The following is a 19225-nucleotide window of genomic DNA, read 5'->3' as shown; positions in this document are numbered from 1 at the left end:
CACATGAAATCAGCGACAAAAGAAAAAGTGTCCTATGGAATAGGCGCCATTGGAAAAGACATGGTGTACTCATTGGTAGCAGGATTTTTAATGTACTACTACAACACGGTTTTAGGGATAAGCGCAACATTTATTGGGGTTTTGTTTATGGCAGCGCGAATATTCGATGCATTTAACGATCCATTTATGGGGATTGTAGTGGAAAAAACACATACGAAGATGGGTAAATTCCGTCCATGGCTGATAATCGGCACAGTACTCAATGCCGCAGTGCTCGTAGCCATGTTCTCAGTACCTGAAAGTTTAAGTGGCATGGGGCTGCTCGTGTACGCATCTGTTGCCTATATCCTATGGGGGATGACATATACCGTGATGGATATTCCATATTGGTCCATGATTCCAGCGATTACATCACCGGGGAAAGAAAGAGAAAATTTATCCGTCATCGCAAGAAGCTGTGCAGGGGTTGGATTTGCACTTCCTGTGGCACTTACCATGGTAATCGTACCGATGCTTGGTGGTGGAAGCGAGCGAAAAGGCTTTGCACTACTCGCGATGATCGTCAGTGTATTTTTTATCTTGGCGTTATCTGTAACCGTTAGAAATGTCAAAGAAAAGACAAAACAACTTGAAAAAAGCCCAACCATCAAAGAGATGTTCTCATCGATTTTCAAAAACGATCAGGCACTTGTAGTGGTAATCGCCATCGTGGTTTTCAACAGCTCACTTTATTTAACGCAACAACTAGCGCTTTACTTCTTTAAATACGATATTCAAAATGCAGCACTCTTCGGCGTGTTTGGAACAGTTGGCGGCGCAGCACAGATTTTATCTATGATGATGCTTCCAGTCTTAAGAAAAAAATTCAGCAGCAAATCGCTTTTAACAGGTGCCATCGGTTGCACGCTCGTTGGTTACTCGATGTTGTTTATCCTTGGAACAATGGGTATACAAAATATTGCATTGTTGAGTGTCGCAGCAGTCATTATCTTTATCGGATTTGGTTTAGCAACCGTTTTAACCACTGTATTTTTAGCGGACACCGTGGATTATGGCGATTGGAAAAATAATCAGCGAAATGAAAGTGTGGTCTTTTCACTTCAAACCTTTGTGGTAAAATTGGCTTCCGCATTTTCAGTGCTCATTGCAGGCGTTGGACTTGATGTGATTCACCTAGACATACACGCGAAAACGCAAACCGCATCGACGCTCCTTGGACTGAGATTCTTGATGATCGTAGTACCAATGGTTGGACTGATTGCATCCATCATTTTCTTTAGAAAACGCTATCATTTAGATGAAGCAAAAATGAATAAAATCTCAGCGGAATTAAAAACGAGAAAATAGTCAACACGAGAAAATAGTCAACACGATCAAAGAGGAGTTGTTATGAGCGATCAAATGAGTGTTCAAGTCCTTCACTATCAAGGCACCTTTGCACTTCAAACGAAAAAGACGAGTTATCTCTTTCACACGTTGCCAACAGGTCATCTGGAACATCTGTATTACGGGTGTCATTTAGACATCGATCAACCGGAAGAACTTGAAATGATCAAGGAAGCTTTGAAAGAAAAATGTACCTATCTTCAGGGCAATCTAATTGCTTATGATGAATCTCAGCAGACCATTGGACTTGAAAGCCGAAAACTGGAAATCTCAAGTCTTGGAAAAGGCGATGTTCGGGAACCATTTATCGTCTTAGAATACGAAGATGGAAGTCGATCCAGTGATTTCCTCTTTGAATCCAGCCGAGTGACTCAGGGAAAATCTCTACATGCGACGCTACCGTGTGCAGCCGTCTCTGATGAGGATGGGCTGACGTTGACGATTCGCTTAAAAGAGCGTCACCACGAGGTGTATCTAGAGCTCGACTATCATGTATATGAAGGGAGCGATGTACTCACAAAAAGAGCGAGAGTGCTCAACAAGGGGAACTCTCCGGTAGTGATTCATCGACTCATGAGCAATCAACTGGATTTTGATCATTCGGCTTATCACATCACCAATTTCTCAGGTGCATGGGCGAGAGAGATGAATCGCTCACAAGTACCTGCGATGCCAGGCAGTCATATGTTTGGCAGTCATGCGGGTGTATCGAGCAATCGCATGAATCCATTTTTTATGGTAAGTGAACATGAAACAGGTGAAACCTATGGCAATTGCTATGGGTTTAACCTCATTTATAGTGGCGATCACATGGGATGTGTTGAAACGACGGGCCTCAATAAAATGAGAGTCCTTCAGGGCATTCATCCGATGCATTTTAGATGGACAGTTCTACCAGAAGAAGTATTTGAGTCGCCAGAAAGCGTTATGGTGTTCTCGGATACAGGCTACTCTGGAATCAGTCAAAGCATGCATGATTTTATTCGAAACCACATCGTCAGGGGCGAGTGGCAATACAAAGAACGACCTATTTTACTGAACAGCTGGGAAGCGGCGTATTTTGATTTTAACGAGGGGAAACTGTTAAAACTCGCAAAGTCAGCGAGAGATGCGGGGATTGAACTTTTCGTCATGGACGATGGGTGGTTTGGTCAACGCGACAACGATACCTGTGCACTGGGCGATTGGACAGTGAATCTGAAAAAACTCCCAAACGGCATTAAAGGTCTATCGGATAAAATCCATGCACTGGATATGCAATTCGGCATCTGGGTTGAGCCTGAGATGGTGAGCGAAGACAGCGATTGCTACCGTCAACATCCGGAATGGGCGATGAAGGTTCCTGGTCAACATCAATCCTTAGGTCGTCATCAATATATCCTCGATTTAACACGTGAAGAGGTTCAAAATTTCCTGATCCAGTCTATGTCTGACATCTTTAAAACAGGTGGCATCGACTATGTGAAATGGGATATGAACCGTATTTTCACAGATATTTATAGCAGCAATTTAGCACCCTATCAACAAGGCGAGTGTTTACACCGTTATTATATGGGACTTTATCGCGTGATGCGCATCTTAACGGAGACATTCCCACACATTTTGTTTGAGAGTTGTGCTTCAGGAGGCAATCGATTTGATCTCGGGATGCTGTGCTACATGCCACAAATCTGGGCAAGCGATAACACAGACGCCATCAGTCGATTGACCATTCAAGAAGGCTATAGCTTTGGATATCCCCCTTCAGTGTATACCGCGCATGTATCGGATTGCCCAAATCATCAAACCCTGCGAAATGTGCCATTAGCCACTCGATTTAATGTGGCGAGCTTTGGCGTATTGGGGTATGAATGTCATCTCTCGGATTACAGCAAAGACGAGCTTCAGAAGGTAAAAGAGCAAGTAGCGCTTTATAAAAAGTGGCGGAACGTTCTCCAATTTGGAGATTTCTATCGACTCTCACATCCATCTCAAGGCAATAGTCGTAGCTGGATGATGGTATCCAGAGATAAAAGTCATGCGGTGTGTGGGGTATTTCAGACACTTGCAGAGCCAAATCGTCCTCAGCTTAAACTCGTGACGAAGGGGCTCGATCCATCGCGCCAATATCAGATCACCAACCTCCCTGAGAAGGTTGACGTGCGCCAGTTTGGCAGTTTGATCAACATGGTGGCACCGATTCACATCAAACAAGATTCGCTGGTGCATAACATCGTCGCAAAATATTACAAACTCGATGGTGAAGCTGAAAGGTATACGCTTTCAGGTCAAGTGCTTAACACCATTGGAATCGCTCTCAAACAAGGTTTTTGTGGAACGGGATTTGATGCATCCGTTCGCGTTTATCCGGATTTTGCATCACGACTTTATTTTATGGAGACCCTTACAGATGAAAAATAAACTCATGAACAAACATCAATCTTTATTTTCTAAGAAAGATCAAGCCTCCTTGCGTGTTTTCTTTGCGCCAGGTCGCGTCAATCTCATCGGAGAACATACAGATTACAATGGCGGACACGTCTTTCCATGCGCATTGACAAATGGGACTTATGCCGTCGTTACAGAAAATGGCGACAAACAGCTAAGACTTTATTCGGAGAATTTTGAAGACAATGGCATTGGACATTATCCGCTTGGTCATTTCTCATATAATCAAGCAAATGGTTGGTGCAACTATGTATTAGGTGTGTTTGATCAATTTGAAAAACTTGGATACACATTAGATAAAGGATTCGATATCCTCATTTATGGCAATATCCCAAATGGTGCTGGACTTTCCTCAAGTGCTTCGCTAGAACTGGTGATTGCGACCCTAATCAATACATGCTACGGCTTTAATTTACCGATGATTGAACTCGTAAAACTCTGTCAACGGGCTGAAAACCAGTTTATCGGGGTGAAATGTGGCATCATGGATCAGTTTGCCATCGGCATGGGGAAAAAAGACCATGCCATCCTACTGAATACTGCAACGCTGGAATATCAATACGCACCTGTTCAGATGGACGACCATCAAATCGTCATCATCAATACCAATAAAAGACGAGGTCTTGCTGATTCAAAGTACAATGAAAGACGCATGGAATGCGACTATGCTGTTAAAATGATCTTGCCACATTATCGAATCACAACGCTAGGAGAACTCAATGCATCACAGTTTGAAACCGTGGCATCTTGTATCTCGGATACTGTGACGAGAAAAAGAGCGAAACACGCCGTCATGGAAAATCTCAGAACACTGGAGGCTGTAAACGTCCTTCAGGCAAATGATTTAGCAGCCTTTGGTCGATTGATGAACGCGTCTCATATCTCACTTCGAGATGATTATGAAGTGTCGTGTATTGAGCTAGACACACTGGTATCTCTCGCTTGGGAACTTCCTTATGTCATCGGAGCGCGTATGACGGGTGCTGGGTTTGGTGGTTGCACGGTAAATATCGTCGAAAAAGCCCATGTTCAAGAATTTATGGACTACATTGCTCCGAAGTATTATGAAAGTACAGGCCTTCATGCAGAATTTTACAGCGCTCAAATCGGCGATGGCGCTAGAGAGTTATAGGCGTATAGGTTGTACTAAAAACGTCATGAAAACGTCACTAGCGATATGAAAATAAATGCGAGTATAATGAAATAGATAACGCTATAGATCAACTACGCTATGAATGGCGAGTAGTATCTATAATTAAGTTATTACGAAAGTCAAAATGAAAGTCAAAATGAAAGCCAAAATGAAAGGAAATGAATCAATATGATACTAGTATGTGGTGGTGCAGGTTATATTGGAAGCCATATGGTCTATGCCTTAATAGAAAAAAAATATCAAGTGGTGGTAGTCGATAGTCTCGTGACTGGCTATCGCGAGGCGCTACATCCAGAGGCGCTATTTTATCAAGTGGATATTCGAGACAAAGAAGCACTTAGACGCGTGTTTGAAGAGAACACCATTGATGCAGTGGTTCATTTTGCAGCATTTTCGCTTGTGGGTGAAAGTGTCAATGAGCCGCTTAAATACTACGATAACAATGTCGGAGGTTCAAAAGTGCTATTAGAAGTCATGGCGGAATTTGGCGTTCAAAAGATCGTCTTTTCTTCTACTGCGGCAACATATGGCAACCCTGGAATTGACCTCATTTCTGAGGCGACACCGACGAGCCCGATTAATCCTTATGGCGAAACCAAGCTCGCCGTGGAAAAAATGTTAAAATGGTCGGATCAAGCATATGGTATCAAGTCTATTTGCCTCAGATATTTTAATGTGGCTGGCGCGCATCTCAGTGGCGTCATCGGGGAATCCCATAGACCGGAAACGCATTTGATTCCACTTATTTTACAGGTACCACTTGGACAACGTGAGTTTATCAGCGTCTTTGGCGATGATTATGACACGCCAGATGGCACGTGTATTAGGGATTATATCCATGTGAGTGACTTGATTAAAGCACATCTTCTCGCCATGGAAAAACTCTTCAAAGCGCCAGAAAGCGGGATCTACAATCTCGGAAATGGCAATGGATTCTCAGTACTTGAGATGATAGAGGCAGCAAGACGCGTTACAGGACATGCGATTCCAGTGGTGGTAGCCGAAAGACGTGGAGGCGATCCAGATCGATTGGTGGCATCCTCTGCACTTGCAGAAAAAGTGCTCGGCTGGCATGCTGATGTGACAGACGTTGAAGACATCATCCGTTCAGCGTGGGTATTCCATCAAAATCACCCCCAAGGATTTCATAAGTAACCCCCAATCAGCAATATCAAAAGTAACCCCTCATCAAAAATATCAACACCATTAACACCATCAACAATATCAATAACATAAGGAGTTTACCATGACCATTCATCAAAGAGTGAACCAACTCATCCAATATGGATTGAAGGCTCAACTGATACACATTGACGATCTCGCATTTACGCGCAATCGAATCTATGCATATTTGAAGATTGAACCCTGTGAAATAGCAGAGGATCAAAGCATTGACGCTATTTTATCACATGGTGATGATGCGAAAAGTGACTCTGCGAAGCTCCTAGATTCATTGCAATCTGTACTTCGTGGGATGATGGAGTGGGCAGTAGAACAGGGACAACTGGAATCGCTGTCGCCGGACTATGCGGACTTATTTGATGCTGGACTGATGAACTGTCTCATGGGAAGACCCTCAGAAGTGATTGCGACTTTCAATTCGCGTCGCTCAGAAGATCCAAATCTCGCGACGCATTACCTCTATCAAATGGGGATGTATTCCAATTACATTCGCATGAATCGCATCGAGAAAAATATCGTCTGGCAGTCGCCAACGCCCTACGGTGCGCTGGATATCACCATCAACCTGTCAAAACCTGAGAAAGATCCCAAAGCGATTGCAGCGCTTGCCAATCAACCGAAATCACAACATGAAGCCTATCCAAAATGCTTGTTGTGTATTGAAAACGAAGGGTATGAGGGCAGACTGGATCACCCAGCCAGACAAAATCTCAGGCTGGTGCCTTGTGAACTTGCCGGTGAAAAATGGATGCTTCAATACTCACCTTATGCCTATTATCACGAGCACTGTATCGTCCTAAACTCGGAACATGTTCCTATGAAGATGACGCGCGCAACCTTTGAACGACTCGTGGATTTTGTAGAGTGGCTCCCACATTATTTTGTGGGCTCCAATGCAGACCTACCAATTGTGGGCGGTTCCATACTGACACACGATCATTATCAGGGTGGGCAATATGAATTTGCCATGGCGAGAGCGGAATCTGAAAAAGAGTATGATCACTTTGGCTCTCAAGGTGTACGAGTTAGTCGTGTTAAATGGCCAATGTCAGTGATTCGTATCAGTGGAGCGTCGAAAGAACAGGTCGTGGAGACGGCGCATCAAGTGTTTGTCAAATGGCAAAGCTATTCAGATGCATCACAGAACATCATCAGTCATACAGATGGGACGCCTCACAACACAGTGACGCCGATTGCAAGACGCAGAGGGTCGCTATATGAGATGGATATCGTCTTAAGGAATAACCGCACCACAGCGGAACACCCTCATGGACTCTTCCATCCACATGCGGAGATTCACCATATCAAACGTGAAAACATCGGACTAATTGAAGTTATGGGACTGGCAGTGTTGCCGGGTCGACTTGAAAGTGAACTCAATCTTCTAGCAGAGTGTCTCGTCAGTGGTCGAATGTCACCAGACAATCGAGATGCGCTCGCACTTCATCTTGATTGGTACGAGACTCTACAAAAGCATACTCCACAGCCTTCTACAAAAGAAGAAGCCATGGCGCTACTCAAAAGAGAAACTGGCGCGAAGTTCCTCATGGCACTTGAACACGCAGGCGTGTTTAAGAGAACAGAAGAAGGATTGGAAGCATTTGATCGGTTCATGGAAAGTTTAAAATAAACAAAAAAGGATTCACCTCTCCACTTTAATGTGGTTTAAGGTGAATCCTTATTTTTATACCCTTACTTCGGTTCAGCCACTGTGATGGCATATGGCCACCACACCTGAACTGCGTGCATCAGAGCATTGGCTTCATAGTAGCGGTCGCGCCCCATCGGCGTGCCATCTGGATAGTAAAAATCCCAATTGTTTGGGTCGTACACTTCGAAATAGGTTTTATCGTCTACTTCCACATAGCCCTTCACCACTAAGAAATGACCGCTGTCAAACACGTAGAAACGGTTGACACGAGTGGCTTCTGTAGAATAAGGAACCTTTCCAATCTCTGTACACAGAAGCGAGATTTCACCATTTTTAAGAGAGGTCTTGAGAAGGTTGATGTTGTCTTGATAAGTACTTTTGTTAAAAGAAAGATATTTATAATCAATTCCCACGGAATCATAATAAGCCGTAATCGTGTTGGTATACCACCAGCCACCCTCTAAGAGGTACTTGTTACGCGCCATCTCTGCGGTGTCTGTAAAATTTGGATTGAGCCACTTCGCCATCATAATCGTCGAAGAAGGTCCACAGTTGTTGCCGCTGTATGTTCCAGTATCTTGTTGGTTGATATACCAATCATAGGAACGGTTGTTGCCAACATAAGATTTGAACGTTGTGCCCAGTCCCCATTCGACATAGTGATCTTTCACCCATTGTTCGTGGAGGGTATCTGTATGACTGATATTGGATGTCTCGTCAGTGGCAGTAGACACAACCACATAATGATCGCGATCAAATTGAAGTGCTGGGAAATGGTACTTTGTTTGTAAGTCGTAACCTGTAAGCCATGCAACGTCGTAGTTTAACGCTTTAAAAAGTCCCGACATGGGTACATAGGCACGCTCATTTCGGATAAATGGTGCGACGTCCAAAGTTGAAGATCCCGAAGGGGTATAGATGCCGGTGCTGTTGATTTTAAACAGGATTTGCTGTGCATCTTTTGAGATTAGGATGGTACGATCAGCACCATTCCACTCCACAGAAAAGCCCAATTTTTCAGACACAATCTTTAGTGGAATAAAACAGCGGCTGTTTTCGAGGATGATTTCACCGTATTCAAACTCATCCCATGATTGCAGCTCTTGATTGAGCATAAATCCGATGGTATCTTCTACTGTAACCACTGCAAATGCAGGTGAATACGTCGATAAAATAACCATCAGACAGATGAATATCCACGATAATCGCTTTTTCATGTAAACCTCCTAAATATATTCGAAATTTTTTTTTAAAATTCAATTTTAATGGATTCGCCACGTTTTATAAAATCTTGCATCACCTCTTCAGGTACAAGACCGCCGCCTGTTGCCCATGAGATGTGATGTGCGTCTCTCATGTGTTCAAGTAAACCGGCTTCTTTGAGATAATGGAAGCCATTTTGACTATAAAATAATTGAATCGGACCAGCAAAGCCTGCAAGGGCAGAGGGTTCCAGCTTAATTTGTTCAGAAAGAGAGAGCATGAATACCATCCATAAGAGTTTGTCATCGGATACGGTATAGATGCCGTCGATCAGTGGCGTCATCACTTTTCCTACGAATCCAGAAGCCCTTCCAACGGCTAATCCGTCTGCTTCAGTGAGCGTATCTAACCCCATATCAAACGTGCTGATGGCATCGTGTTTTTGAGTTGCCATGCCAAGCAGCATGCACGGTGCGTGAGTAGGTTCAGCGAAGAAAATGCGAACGTGATCTTGATAGAGGCATTTGAGACCATAGGCAATCCCGCCAGGTGCGCCACCAACGCCACAAGGCAAGTAGACAAAAAGGGGATGAGCTTCATCGACAGCTATTTCTGAAAGTTCAATTTGTTCTTTCAAGCGAAGCGCTGCTACGGCATAGCCAGTAAATAAGAGACGTGAATTTTCATCGTCAATAAAGTAGGCATTTGTATTGCCCTCAGCAATTTTTCTGCCTTCTTCCACCGCTTTTGAGTAGTCTGAGCTGTGAAGTACGACCTCGGCGCCTTTTTCTCTTAAAAGATTGATTTTCCATGGTTTTGCGTCGTGTGACATATGCACGATGACATGAAAACCAAGTGCTTTTCCAGAGATGCCGATGCTGAGTCCTAAGTTTCCGGTTGACCCAACAATGAGTGTGTACTGCGAAAATAATGCTTGAGCGGCCTCAGACGTCAATACAGAATAATCCGAATAATATTCAACGCCTTCGCTGATGTCGCATGTTATCAAGCCCGCTTCCAGTGCCAACGACTCGGCAAAACAGATGATTTCATAGACGCCACCTCTTGCTTTTACAGACCCTGCAATGGGAAGATGGCTGTCGAGCTTAGCATCCCAAGAACCGAGAATACTACCGCCGATAAACGTGATGAGGCTTCTTTGGAACGTGAGAATGTCTTTCAATTCAGATTCGATGATGCCATTTGTTTCGACCGTTTCTGGAAAAAGCGACATAAAAACCGGTGCAAATCTGCGAAGTCGTCTGTCTGCTGATTCAATATCTTCAAGTGTAGGCAAATCCGGAAATTGATGCTGAATCTCAGCAATTGCCGCTGAATAATTCTTTTTCATTGGATTGATCCAAACTTGTTCCTCGTATGTCTTCAAAAGTGTTTCAATGGATTGCTTCTGTTTCATTTAACACGCCTCCATGTGTAAGTTTTTATCCTGATTTTGATGCGTTTTCATATGGATAATAATATCTTATCAGATTTTCATAAACCGCTGAACAGTTTCACAAAAACTTAATATACAACCAAACGCATAATCGTTATAATGGAAATGAAATACATTGAACCAGATGATTGATGTTGAACCACATCATAAATAGACCTGTTGTAAAGGAGAATAAACGTATGATGCAAGTACTCAAGAAAAATAGACAGACGATCCTAATGGTTATCAGTTTGTTGTTGATTGTTTTATTTTTTACCCCATGGGTGAAGAATAACCCAAATTTAACAGCGGTGAAATATGAAGAGATGAAAAAGTCGGGCTTTGATATCTTTAGAGGGTATCAGGCAATCGTAGGAAAACTCGATAGTTTACTTGCGGCTATGGGTCATGGTGGACTTGGAAAACTTCTTTATATTGGATACTTTTTAATTTTGTTGCCAATATTAGGCATAGCGAGTTTGGTGATGAGTGGACTTAGAGTAAAAGGCGCATCTGTGATGCATGCCGTTCACTATGGATTCACCTGTGTGCCGATGGCGCTGATATTTTTGCTCGTAGTGCTGATCTCCGATGTACGCGAATTATTCTTTAGCATCTTTGGATTTGGATTTGGCTATTACCTCTCAATGATTTTATCTATCGCTGGTATTGTGTTATTGGTTGCGACGAGAAAAAAAGTGGTTAAATAATAAAATGAACCGACTCTCAAAAGTTAGACTTCAATTTCTAACTTTACGAAGGTCGGTTTTTTAGTGTGCGGCAGAGTGTGCGACAGTATGATAAATGTAAATATTACGCTTAGCACATGTCGTTGATGCTAGTCGTTCAACAACCATTCAAGAACATTTATTTGCTTAATTCCATTGTGAGAAATGAGAGGGGCATAATCCATTGTAAGCAAAAGTTTTGGATTGTGATCTTTGATAGCATTTAGAGAAGAAAGTTCCCTTTTTAGAGTCTGTTCTTCCATGACGGTCTGAGTGACTTGATAGTAGGTTACACCGGTTTCGTTTATGGCGATGAAATCAACTTCCGCATCGCCTACTTTTCCTATATAAACTTCATAACCTCTTCTTAAAAGCTCAAGGTATACGACATTTTCTAGAATGTGCCCCATATCTGCATATCGTGTCCCCAAAAGAAAATAGCGAAGTCCGATATCGGCGACATAATATTTAGATCCAGTCGTAAGATATTGTTTTCCTTTTACATCATATCGACCTACTTTATAAACTATAAAACTATCCGCTAATGCACTTAGATAACTTTCTACAGTGGGAACACTGATCTTTCTTCCTGACGATGTCATCGAATTTGCAATTTTTGTCGAAGAACATAGATTACCGATATTGTCAAAAATAAACTCCACAACACTTTGAAGCAAAGTTGGATCTGAAATTTTCTTTCTGGTGACAATATCTTTAAGAAGAATGGTATTGTAGATGCCTTCAAGATATAGCCGAATGTCCTTTTTTCTATCTAATTCAAGAGTTCCGGGGAAAGAACTATTCTGCAGATAGTTCGTGTACAAAACCGCAGTATTTGTGTTGTTTGGGTAAGCTGAAACATATTCCTTAAAAGAGAGTGGTTGCATCTTTATTTCAACATATCGACCTGACAGGAGGGTTGCAAGTTCTCCGGATAATAAAAATGCATTTGATCCAGTTATATACAGATCCACATTTTTCTTTGCATAGAGCCAGTCTACACCTTCTTGAAAATGATCCACTTGTTGGACTTCGTCAAGAAATACATAGTTCATTTTATCTTTGATCAGTTTATTTTCAACATATTCATATAATTTTACGGATGTGCGTATATCCCTAAAATCACCATCTTCCAGATTCACATAGATAATTTGCTCTTCATCGACGCCATGACCCTTTAAATCGTTCTGGAATATTTCAAATAGCGTTGATTTACCACAACGACGGATGCCAGTTACAACTTTAATTAAGTTTTTATCCTTAAAACGAATCAAATCTTCTAAAGGTTCTCTCCTCACAATCATTGCATCACCTCATTCATATTTGTAAACTCACATTAACATATTATCGCGTAAAAGTCAATTTTGTAAAACACATTTTACAAAAAATGTAAAGGCTGTGTTTTTTTATGCGCGAAGAGTGAGTTGGAGTTTTGCAGCTTTGACTTTTTTTAGCAACACAGTAAGTCAGAGTATAAGATTGGAAGATAACTGTATGAAAATAATGTTATAGAAACAACAGTTTGATAATTGTAAAATTCCAAATAATCTGTATAATGAAATAGTTGACATATTGTTGTTAACAAATATAAATATTTTGGAGGATTTACATGAAATTGGGCAAAAAAATCGTTTCATGGCTACTAGTTATCAGCTTGATTATTCCGTCGTTTTCCGGAATACAATTAAGCTTCGCCGATGAAACCGCATCAGATGGAGAAAGTACAGAGCATGCAGTGAGCATGGAAGAATTGCTAGGGTTGGATGCAAATAGTCCGATTAGCACGACACCGGCGAATATACAAGTATTGCCGTTGGTGGATGACATGTTAAACAACTACAGTTTTTACAACGAGTTGTCAGCGGAACAAAAGCAAATTTTATGTGATTCAGAAGGATTAAGTGATGCAATCATGAATGATCCACTTCTTCAAAACGTCACCTTAAGAAAAGCTGTTCAAGCAGCGAGTCTAAGCAATCAAATGACATTTACTTTGAAGCAAGCTTTAACACTTGTAAATTACTACTCAGATTCCAAATTGTTGATTAATGTTCTTCAAGTTTTGGAACAACAAATTAATGTGTATCATCATGATGAATCAAACGTTGATAGCGTTATTCAGCTTATTTTGCTAGGATATGATGCAACTGCAGCTTCAAAAGCTGTATATGCTGCTAAAACATTAGAACTAGATGTATTGGTAATTATAAAAAACGAACATACATATGACATTTCAAAAATGCCAAAAGAAAATGTTCACCTTGATGGCAATGAAAAGTACGTTTTAGATCAATATCACATTGATTTTGAGAAGATTCGTCAAATTGAACAATTCAGTCAAAATTCAATCTTGGATATATTATCGATCATTGTGAACTACACACCAAAAAGTAAGTCTAAGTTGATACAAGCTTCAAATATTGAAAGTAACGGTGTCAATACTGCAACTTCTGATGCGGGAAATGTACAAATTCCAACATATAACAAAGAATACACTGCGCCATTTTCTTGGAGCCCAAATGGTACAAGTGTCAGTACTTTTGATGGTACGTTATATACGCAAACCCCATCAGAATCATTACCGGGGAGAAACGGATTCAATGTTGCAATTGGTCTTTCTTATAACTCGAGAGAGTCAAAAGTTGCAGATGAGGATTTTGGGCAATTAGATGAACAGACATATTCTGGCGCTGACTATGATGTGCATATTTCAAAATCCGGAGTATATGTTTATAGAAATGGAACCTATGAACCATATGGAAATCTTTATTACAAGAGTATTGGAACACATACGAACATAACTTTTGGTAGGATGAAAGAAATAACAGCACAATTTCCGGTATACGTCAGTGTAGGTAAAGACTATATAGGAAATGATTTGTATGAAATCTATGAAGCTACTGTGAATGAGGAAGATGGCTATAACCATACCGAAAAAATAGTGGATAAATTGAATTATTTGAGTTATAAAGATAAATTTGAAAATGTTGGAATGGGATGGTCTTGGGGCTTTCCAAGTATAGAAAAGACAGAAAGAGAATTTAGAGGGGTTAAACAAACCGCAAATTACTTACACCTCGGCAATGGACAAACCTATAAAATTATTAATTATGAGGATAATCGATATAAGTTAGAGAATTACGGATTAGAAGATATTTCAATATGGAAAGATTCTACTTATACGCAATCATACACTGGAAAAATTTCGGAGTATGCAATTTATATGAGAGTGGGAACCACTCAGTATTTTGCTGAAGATGGAACTCTGATGGCGATGATTGATCGCTATGGAAATAAAATTGAATGGATTTATGAAACAGTCGGTGAACAGCGTGTGTTAAAGAAAATCATCGACACAGTTGGAAGAGAGATTGTATTTAACGAAACAATAACAGAAACTGGTAAAAAAGTAACTGTAACTTTTCCAGATCAACGTGTGATGACATTTAATCATGTATTTGCACCAGGCTATACAACTGAGTATTTGCTGAGCGAATATATTGATCCAACTGGAAAAAGCACCAAGTATAACTATCTACAAAATAAAAGTGCATATTCTTTTGTAGATCCTTATAAAGAAGACTTTAAAAATGATTATTTCTATCTAAATCAAATTGAATATCCAACGGGTGGAAAGCAAGTATTTGGATATAAAAAGTTAAAAACTTATCTTGGCTCGTCAGGAACTCAAGAAATCATGCGAGTGACAAGTCATCAAATCATTGACAGTCATCAAATGAGTCAAGAAATAAAGTATGAGTATGATGAACCATGGGCGGTTAATGGAAGTAGTCATTCAACAAAAGTCACTTCAAATAATCTTATTAAAACACTTGTCCATGAAACGTATGGTTCGGTTTATAATGAAATCACAACGACGTTAAGCGGAAAATTATTGTCAAATACGTTTTACCATCATGATGATAGAAAACAGCTTAAAGGGGTAAAAAAATACATTTACAATTTAGACAATAATAATTTTTCTGAAATAAATGAAATTTATACTTACAACAGTGTTGGTGACTTAATTTACCATCGTGATGCAGATGGAATTGAAACGCGAAATGAATATGGAAATTATCATTTGTTAGTTTCAAGTGTTAAAAATTTAAAGAATTCAAATTACGCATCAACTTATTTTGAACTAGGTAATAATGATAAAAATTATAGATCTATCAAGCAATCAAACATCGTTGATGGTGTCGATCAGTCTGTGACGACGTACTTTGACTACGACACATATGGCAATGTGACACACTTGAAAACACAAAAGTCAGACGAATCCACAGAAACATTTTATGAATATGGCTCTGAGTATCAAGGTGCATACCTGACTAAAACAACTCAGACCACCAGAACAAATGGTTTTAATCAAGGGATCAACGAACAAATGGTTACTGCTGAAACTTCATACAAGTACGACTTTAATAACGGTCGATTAATTGAAATTATCAGTCCACTCGGCGTAAGCACAAAAGTATCTTATGACGCGTTAGGAAGAGTCATACAAACGAACGTTGACGGTACAGTGATGTCATCAGCTACGTATGACGATGTGAATAATAGCACGACAGTAACATCAGCATCAGGTGTCCGTACACAGTATCAGTATAGTGCGCTAGGTAGACCTTTATCGACGACGAATCTCGATACAGGAAAGTCGACAAAAAATATTTACAACGAACAAGGTCAAGTCATCAAAGTCGTTGATCCGATGGGATTTGAAACCAAAATGACCTATGACGTCCTTGGAAGAGTCATAAAAACAGAAGCTCCAGATGGAAGTAGCCAATCGGTTAACTATCTCGATGACTCATTTGCAAAGATCATCACAGACGAAACAGGTGCTCAAACTTATGAGCAAACAGATAAGCTTGGTCAAGTTATTCGCGTGGGAAAAATTTCAAATGGATCTATGATCTACCGCACGATGGCATACGATGGCAATGGCAACGTCATATCAGAGACGGATTACAAAGGTAACAAGACGACTTACGCCTACGACTCACTCGGAAACCTTTTACGTGTAACCAATGCGCTTGGTGAAGTGACTACGATTACACCAAGCTTATTCGGGTCACCAAGAAAAGTCGTAACCGCAGGAGGCAGTGTCACATCATACGAGTACGACAACCAAGGACGCTTACTCAAAACCACCAACCCTGTAGGAAAAACAGAACAATTTGTCTACGACAAAATGGGAAATGTCCTCTACAGCAAAGACTACTCAGGTAAAATCGTACAGTATCAGTACGACCATCTCGGACGAAAAATCAAAGAAATCGACGGAAGTAAAATCACAGAAACGGTCTACGATATAGAAGGCAGAATCACAGAAATCAAAGACGAAAACGGAACCATCCGACAAAGTTATTCGCCAGATGGACTGTTGCTCACTAAAACCATGCCAGATAGCAAAACCATCACCTACACCTACGATCAAAACAGCCGAATGGTGAGCATGACGGATTACTTTGGCAAACTCACAAGTTACGGCTATGACAGTCGCAACCGCATGATCTCAGTGACGAGAGATGACAAAGTGACGCAGTACAGCTACTATGCAGATGGACTATTAAGACAGACTATCTATCCAAGTGGCATCATCGAAGTGAACACCTACACCACAGATGGGCTCTTGGCAACAAAGGTGACGACCAAAGCAGGTAATGTCAATGTAAGTAGTTATACCTATAATTACGATGTCAATGGCAACCGCATCTACGAAACGGGATCAAACGGTACCAAGACCTACACCTATGACACGCTCAATCGCCTGACAAAAGTCGCTTATGACAACGGCAACGCAACGAGCTACACCTTTGATAAGAACGGAAATATTCTAACAAAATATGATGAAGTGCCGTCTTTAAATCCATATACGTCGAAACAAACGACGTATAGTTATGACAGTGCAAATAAACTCATAAAAACTCAGTCGCAATTGCTACATTCAGTTCAGTTTTCACAATCGTCAAAAACATTAGAAGTAACATCAAATGTGGATATTGAAAATCGTTCACTCAATGTGGGTGATAGCGTAACATTTAAAGTAGTTGGTAAAATTAATGGAAAACCTGCCCCTGCAAGTCAATTACAGAATCTAAAAATAACAAGTAGCACTAATACTTCAGCGAATTCGTCGAACGTTATATTTGACACTAGTAAATTGCTTGTTGATGGTACCGTGACAATGAAGTATATTAAAATTATTGATGTTAGTGACATAATTTATAGACCTAAAGAACTTAGCATGGATATAAATTTTTTGTGGAATGGAGCGAGTGTTAAAAAATCAGTATCCTTTACAAAGATTAAATCTTTAGATGTAGTAGTAGATGGAAAATCTACAGTTAACGGTATTACGACGATCTCGATGTCGGTTTTAGCTAAACAAAATGGAGAAATGGCTAGTGCCGATGAATTTTCATCGATGGTCATTGAAATTACACCAGCTGAAGTATCGAGATATATTACTGTAAAACAGACCGGAAAAGTAGTCACTTTAAACCATGACGGAACAAGTCCTCTTCCAAATGTTCAACTAACTTTCAAATGGGAAGGTTTAATAGCAGTTCAATCATTTACAATAAGCAATGGAACGGTGCCTAAACCGCCTCGAGGAACGACTCCTCTTCCTGGACTACCTAAACCACCTGTTGTTGTTATGATGTATACTCCATGCATTTTACAAGCAATGAATATGTCCGCGGTATCAGCGAATAGAACAGCTTCTCAACTTGTAGGACTGTACACAAGTTCGATTGTATTTGAACCAATTGTAAATCAAGTAACTAATCCACAACCCGAAACCACCACCTACACCTATGACGACAATGGCAACCTCACCACAGAGTCGCACACGGTAGGCACTCAGCAAACGACAAAAACCTACCAATATGACCACAAAAACCGCATGACCGCATTCAAAGACCCAGCAGGCAAAGTCTCAACCTACGCCTACTACCCAGACGGTCTCAGATCACAAAAGACCGTAAATGGCGCGACGACACAGTTTTACTATGCAGGCGCAGACATCATCGACGAAGCGGTTGGCGGTCAATTATACGCAAGCAATATCCGCGGATTTGGACTCATCGGTCGTAGCTCAGGCGGCCATTACTACACATTTATAAGGGACGGCCACGGCGACGTCAATAAAATCCTTGACGAAACAGGTGCCGAGGTCTCAAACTATCAGTATGACGCCTACGGCAATGAAATCAAAACCGCATCACAAACCAACACCCTTTACAATCCATACCGCTACTCAGGCGAGTACTTTGATGAAGAATCAGGGCTTTATTATCTGAGAGCAAGGTATTATAGTCCGGAGATTGCGAGGTTTATTACTCAGGATACGTATGTCGGAAGTTTGAGAGAACCTTTATCACTGAACTTGTATGCATATTGTAATGGTAATCCAATAACATTTAGAGATCCTAGTGGACATCGTGCGGGGGATGTATTTGAAACTAGAGATGAAGCGGCAATTGATTTTGCAACTATTTATGCTACTGAAGAAGAAGGCGTTAAAAATAATTTTGAATGGGCGACTTATATTTATAAGAATAAGGATGGTAAATATTTATACTTAGAACCCTGGCACGGTGAAGTGACTGTACCTGGAGAAAGGGTATCTGTTAAAATGCCACTATTTTATAAGGTTCAATTGAATAAAGAAGATGAGTTAGCTGCCGCAATTCATACTCATGGAGCGTACGAATATCCTTTAGATTTGAAGTTTTCAGTTGATATGGATATGAGTTGGTCGGGAAGAAGACTAACGCAACTTTGTCCGTTATATCTAGCCAATGCCGCTGGAGAGCTATTGTTATATGATCCTGATGGGTTTAATCCTGAAAATTTAGAAGAGGGTCATCCACAAATATTTTTAATTGCAAGTGGCCTTCCTAAGTTGGAAGGTGTAAAAAATGGAGAGACGGGATATCAATATTATAAGTACAAAAAATATAAATGGTGGCAGATCTCAGGATGGTGGGCGTATTCTAAATATTACTCAACTGGATTATACGATCCAAAATAAATAGGAGAGATAT

10 protein-coding genes are annotated in these 19225 nt (G+C 40.7%); 7 read left to right on the top strand and 3 right to left on the bottom strand.

Features of this window, described 5'->3' with window-relative positions; genetic code table 11:
* Positions 1-3: 3 nt before the first annotated feature.
* From ACZ41W_RS09395 to ACZ41W_RS09375, 5 genes are all read left to right on the top strand, one after another.
* Positions 4-1347 carry a glycoside-pentoside-hexuronide (GPH):cation symporter gene (locus tag ACZ41W_RS09395; protein WP_464311719.1) on the top strand — a complete coding sequence of 448 codons (1344 nt, stop codon included), beginning with the start codon at positions 4-6 and terminating at the stop codon, positions 1345-1347.
* Between the two features lie 42 nt (positions 1348-1389).
* Positions 1390-3786 (top strand): alpha-galactosidase, encoded by a 2397-nt coding sequence (locus ACZ41W_RS09390; RefSeq protein WP_464311718.1) that lies wholly within the window; start codon positions 1390-1392, stop codon positions 3784-3786.
* Positions 3776-4945, top strand: coding sequence for a galactokinase (locus ACZ41W_RS09385; protein WP_464311717.1), 1170 nt, complete (start codon positions 3776-3778; stop codon positions 4943-4945). Before ACZ41W_RS09390 ends, ACZ41W_RS09385 begins: the two co-directional genes overlap by 11 nt.
* A gap of 189 nt (positions 4946-5134) precedes the next feature.
* Positions 5135-6121, top strand: a complete 987-nt coding sequence (galE, locus tag ACZ41W_RS09380) for a UDP-glucose 4-epimerase GalE (RefSeq protein ID WP_464311716.1) — start codon at positions 5135-5137, stop codon at positions 6119-6121.
* A 91-nt stretch (positions 6122-6212) separates the two neighbouring features.
* Positions 6213-7778: a UDP-glucose--hexose-1-phosphate uridylyltransferase gene (locus tag ACZ41W_RS09375; protein WP_464311715.1), complete on the top strand. Its 1566-nt coding sequence runs from the start codon at positions 6213-6215 to the stop codon at positions 7776-7778.
* Positions 7779-7840: 62 nt separating this feature from the next.
* Here ACZ41W_RS09375 and ACZ41W_RS09370 read toward each other — a convergent pair whose 3' ends face one another.
* Together ACZ41W_RS09370 and ACZ41W_RS09365 are read right to left on the bottom strand one after the other, a co-directional pair.
* Positions 7841-9016, bottom strand: coding sequence for a stalk domain-containing protein (locus tag ACZ41W_RS09370; protein ID WP_464311714.1), 1176 nt, complete (start codon positions 9014-9016; stop codon positions 7841-7843).
* A gap of 32 nt (positions 9017-9048) precedes the next feature.
* On the bottom strand, positions 9049-10419 hold the full coding sequence (locus ACZ41W_RS09365) for a D-serine ammonia-lyase (RefSeq protein WP_464311713.1): 1371 nt from the start codon (positions 10417-10419) through the stop codon (positions 9049-9051).
* A 218-nt stretch (positions 10420-10637) separates the two neighbouring features.
* Here ACZ41W_RS09365 and ACZ41W_RS09360 point away from each other — a divergent pair, with 218 nt between their 5' ends.
* Complete coding sequence (locus tag ACZ41W_RS09360) at positions 10638-11147, top strand: hypothetical protein (RefSeq protein ID WP_464311712.1); 510 nt, start codon at positions 10638-10640, stop codon at positions 11145-11147.
* A gap of 128 nt (positions 11148-11275) precedes the next feature.
* Here ACZ41W_RS09360 and ACZ41W_RS09355 read toward each other — a convergent pair whose 3' ends face one another.
* Positions 11276-12469: an ATP-binding protein gene (locus tag ACZ41W_RS09355; protein WP_464311711.1), complete on the bottom strand. Its 1194-nt coding sequence runs from the start codon at positions 12467-12469 to the stop codon at positions 11276-11278.
* A 305-nt stretch (positions 12470-12774) separates the two neighbouring features.
* On the opposite strand from ACZ41W_RS09355, the gene ACZ41W_RS09350 reads away from it, so the two are divergent.
* Positions 12775-19212, top strand: coding sequence for an RHS repeat-associated core domain-containing protein (locus ACZ41W_RS09350; RefSeq protein WP_464311710.1), 6438 nt, complete (start codon positions 12775-12777; stop codon positions 19210-19212).
* The last annotated feature ends 13 nt before the right edge of the window (positions 19213-19225 follow it).

This window comes from Fusibacter fontis, assembly GCF_055378735.1.
The sequence above is the reverse complement of the archived record's forward strand: the minus strand, read 5'-3'. Positions and strand labels throughout refer to the sequence as shown.